The organism is Actinospica sp., from assembly GCF_035552695.1.
Taxonomy (GTDB): Bacteria; Actinomycetota; Actinomycetes; order Streptomycetales; family Catenulisporaceae; genus Actinospica.
In genome coordinates, this window is sequence record NZ_DASZKT010000238.1 from 1 (window position 1) to 3,924 (window position 3,924).

Sequence of the window (3,924 nt, forward strand, 5' to 3'; positions counted from 1 at the left end):
TAGACGCCGAGCAACGGCTGGTTGGTGCCGTTGTTCCACCAGGTGAGGGTCACGTTGGCGGTGGAGCCCCCGGAGCTTGAGCTCCCGCCGGTGCTTGTGCTTGGACTGCTTGAACTGCCGCCGCTGCTGCACGCGGCGGCCCCCGTTGCCGTCGCCACCGCGAGCGCGGCGACGGCAAGTGCCCGGCTGCTACGCATAGTTGTCTCCTGAAGGGTTGGGCGCAAGGCACTTTCGAAAGTTTTCGAATACTTTCGACGTGCCGCCATCGTAAGTTCGCCACTTATGGTGGTCAACCCCTCGTTTCCGCGTCGTTACGAACGTTTTCATGTTGCTTTGATTGCCGTACGATGCAGCAAGAACAGCGTTGTTTCATGTACCGTCCGGATTTCCGATAAATATCGAGATCGAGTCGAAAGGGTGTGGCCGTGCGGAAGACCACCCTCGCCGCGATCGCCGCGGAGGCTGGCGTGTCGCTGCCCACCGTGTCCAAGGTGGTGAACGGCAGGCCTGACGTCGCGCCGACCACCCGCGCCCGGGTTGAGCAACTACTCGATCAGCACCAGTACCGAAGGAACGGGCTGCGCGCGCACCGCCGCTCCGGGCTGATCGACCTGGTGTTCGCCGGCCTTGACAGCCCGTGGGCGATAGAGATCCTACGTGGGGTCGAGGAGTGGGGTGCCGAGCATTCCATCGCGATCGCGGTGTCCTCGGTGCGCCACGGTGACGCCAGGCCCGCGAGTTGGACCTCGGCGATCGCCAGCCACCACTCCGACGGCGTGATCCTTGTCACCACCACGCTGACCACCGCCCAGGTCGGGCAGCTGCGCGGGGCGGGCATCCCGCTCGTCGTCATCGACCCGGCCAATACCCCGCCGCCGGACATCCCCTCCGTCGGCGCGACGAACTGGGCGGGCGGGCTGGCGGCCACCGAGCACCTGCTGTCGCTCGGCCACCGGCGGATCGGCGCGATCACCGGGTTCGCCGACATGCTGTGCAGCCTGGCCAGGCTGGACGGCTACCGGTCGGCCCTGGAGCGGGCGGGCATCGCGACCGACCCTGACCTGATCAAGTACGGCAACTTCGAGCACGAGGGCGGCTACGCCCGCGCCGTCGAGCTGCTCGACCTGCCCGACCGGCCGACGGCGATCTTCGCGGGCAGCGACCAGCAGGCGTTCGGCGTCTACGAGGCGGCCCGCCGGCACGGCCTGCGCATCCCCGACGACCTGTCCGTCGTCGGCTTCGACGAGCTGCCGGTCAGCCGCTGGGCCTCGCCGCCGCTGACGACCGTGCGCCAGCCGCTCACGGAGATGGGCAGCGCCGCCGCCCAGATGCTCGGCGACCTGATCGACGGCAGGCCGCTGCGGACGAACCGGGTCGAGCTGTCCACCGAGCTGTACGTCCGCGAATCAACCGCCGCCCTGCGGCAGGAAGCGTTATGCGCATGCCTAACGACATACCCGAAATGTACGAAATGTCGGGCGCGGTAGCGCCCGACATTTCGGTGGGCGGTGAAGCCGGGCACGGTGAAGCCGGGCACGGGGACTCCGGGCACGGGGACTCCGGGCCCCGCGAACCGTGGCAGGATCCCGGGCTTCCGGCCGAGGAACGGATCGCCGACCTGCTGCGCCGGATGACCCTCGAGGAGAAGATCGCGCAGCTCGGCAGCGTCTGGATGGGCGCCTCGGGCGAGGGCGACGGCGTCGCGCCAATGCAGGACCAGTTCTTCAGCTACGATCAGCCCCCCTTCGAGGAGCTGGTCAAGAACGGGCTCGGCCAGCTCACCCGGGTGTTCGGCACCCGCCCCGTCGATCCGGCGGCCGGGATGAGCGCGCTCGCGTCGCTGCAGGCCAGCACCGTCGCGGCGAGCAGGCTCGGCATCCCGGCGGTCGCGCACGAGGAGTGCCTGACGGGCTTCGCCGCCTGGGGCGCGACCATCTTTCCGACCCCGCTCGCCTGGGGCGCCTCGTTCGACCCGGCGCTCGTCGGCGAGATGACGGCGGCGATGGGCGCGACCATGCGGGCGGTCGGCGTGCACCAGGGGCTCGCCCCGGTGCTCGACGTTACCCGCGACTACCGCTGGGGGCGCACCGAGGAGACCATGGGCGAGGACCCCTACCTGGTCGGCGTCATCGGGACCGAGTACGTGCGCGGGCTGCAGCGGTCCGGCATCCAGGCCACGCTCAAGCACTTCGCCGCCTACGCCGCCTCCCGCGCCGGGCGGAACCACGCCCCCGTGTCGATGGGTCCGCGCGAGCTCGCCGACGTGGTCCTCGTCCCGTTCGAGATGGCCCTGCGGCTCGGCCGCGCGCGCTCGGTGATGCCGAGCTACGTCGACATCGACGGCGTGCCGGCCAGCGCCGATCCCCACCTGCTGACCACCGTGCTGCGCGAGGAGTACGGCTTCGACGGGGTGGCCGTCTCCGACTACTACGCGATCTCCTTCCTTGAGTTGCAGCACGCGGTCGCTGCCAGCCAGGGCGAGGCGGCGGCCCTCGCGCTCGCCGCCGGGATAGACGTCGAACTGCCAGGCACCCGCTGCTTCGGCGAGCCGCTGCTCGACGCGGCCGCGGCCGGCGAGGTGCCGGCCGAGCTCATCGAGCGCGCGGCGGCGCGCGTGCTCAGGCAGAAGCTCGACCTTGGCCTGCTCGACCCCGGCTGGTCGCCGCGCGCCGACCAGGCGGCGGACGTGCCGGACCTGGACCCGCCCGCGCAGCGGGACATCGCCAGGCGGCTCGCGGAGGAATCCGTGATCCTGCTGGCGAACGGCACGGGCCACAACACGGGCCACAACACGGGCGACAACTCGGGCGACAACTCGGGCGACCGCCCGCTGCCGCTGGCGGCGAACGCCAGGGTCGCCGTCGTGGGGCCGCTCGCGGACGAGCCGCTCGCGTTCTTCGGCGGCTACACGATGCCCAGGCACCTCGGCCACATGCGGCGGTTCGACGGCTCCAGTGGCGGGGCGGGCGTCGAGGTCGCCACCGTGCTCGACGCGCTGCGCGCCGAGGGCGTCACCGTGACCGGGCACGCGCGCGGCTGCGACGTCCGCACACCGGATGAGTCGGGGTTCGCCGAGGCAGTCAGCCAAAGTCGTTCCGCCGACGTGATCGTGGCGGTCGTGGGGGACGAGGCCGGCCTGTGGGGACACGGGACCAGCGGCGAGGGCTGCGACGCCGCCGAGCTGAGGCTCCCCGGCGGGCAGGAGCGGTTGCTGCACGCGCTCGCGGACACCGGCGTCCCGGTGGTCGCGGTGCTGGTCACCGGGCGGCCGTACGCGCTCGGCGCGATCGCGGGCCGGCTGGCGGCCGTGGTGCAGACGTTCTTCCCCGGCGAGGAGGGCGGGCCGGCGATCGCCGGGGTGCTCACCGGGCGGGTGACGCCAAGCGGCCGGCTGCCGGTCGAGATCCCGCGCGACGACGGGGGGCGGCCCTCGACCTACCTGCGGTCCAAGAACGCCGCGCGGCACAACGCGAGCACGGTCGACCCCACGCCGCTCTTCGCGTTCGGACACGGGCTCTCGTACACCACGTTCGAGTACGCGGACCTGGAGCTGTCCGCGGACGAGGTATCGACCGATGCCGAAGTGCGGATATCGTGCACCATGCGCAACACCGGACCGGTCGCCGGGACCGAGGTCGTCCAGCTCTACCTGGGCGATCCCGTTTCCTCGGTGGTGCGGCCGGTTCAGTGGCTCGCCGGGTTCGCGCGGGCTTCGCTGGCGCCCGGCGAGGCGGCCCGCGTCACGTTCCGGCTGCACGCGGACCGGACCTCGTTTACCGGCCGGGACTTGACGCGGATCGTTGAGCCCGGCACCATCACAGTGACCGTTGGCGGCTCTTCTGACGATTTGCCACTGACGGGTTCGTTCACACTGACTGGCCCGATACGTACCGTGGGTATTGATAGGGTGCTGGACACGCCGGT

The 3,924-nt window shown here is 71.1% G+C and carries 2 protein-coding genes and 1 pseudogene; 2 read left to right on the forward strand and 1 reads right to left on the reverse strand.

Annotated elements, in window-relative coordinates; all coding sequences use genetic code 11:
* Positions 1-197, reverse strand: a pseudogene (locus VG296_RS27160) (hypothetical protein); the annotation flags it as partial.
* Between the two features lie 222 nt (positions 198-419).
* On the opposite strand from VG296_RS27160, the gene VG296_RS27165 reads away from it, so the two are divergent.
* Both VG296_RS27165 and VG296_RS27170 read left to right on the forward strand, forming a co-directional pair.
* Positions 420-1,487, forward strand: a complete 1,068-nt coding sequence (locus tag VG296_RS27165; protein ID WP_349259710.1) for a LacI family DNA-binding transcriptional regulator — start codon at positions 420-422, stop codon at positions 1,485-1,487.
* A gap of 14 nt (positions 1,488-1,501) precedes the next feature.
* Positions 1,502-3,924: glycoside hydrolase family 3 N-terminal domain-containing protein (locus tag VG296_RS27170; protein ID WP_325570597.1), on the forward strand; the 2,423-nt coding region annotated here is incomplete at its 3' end.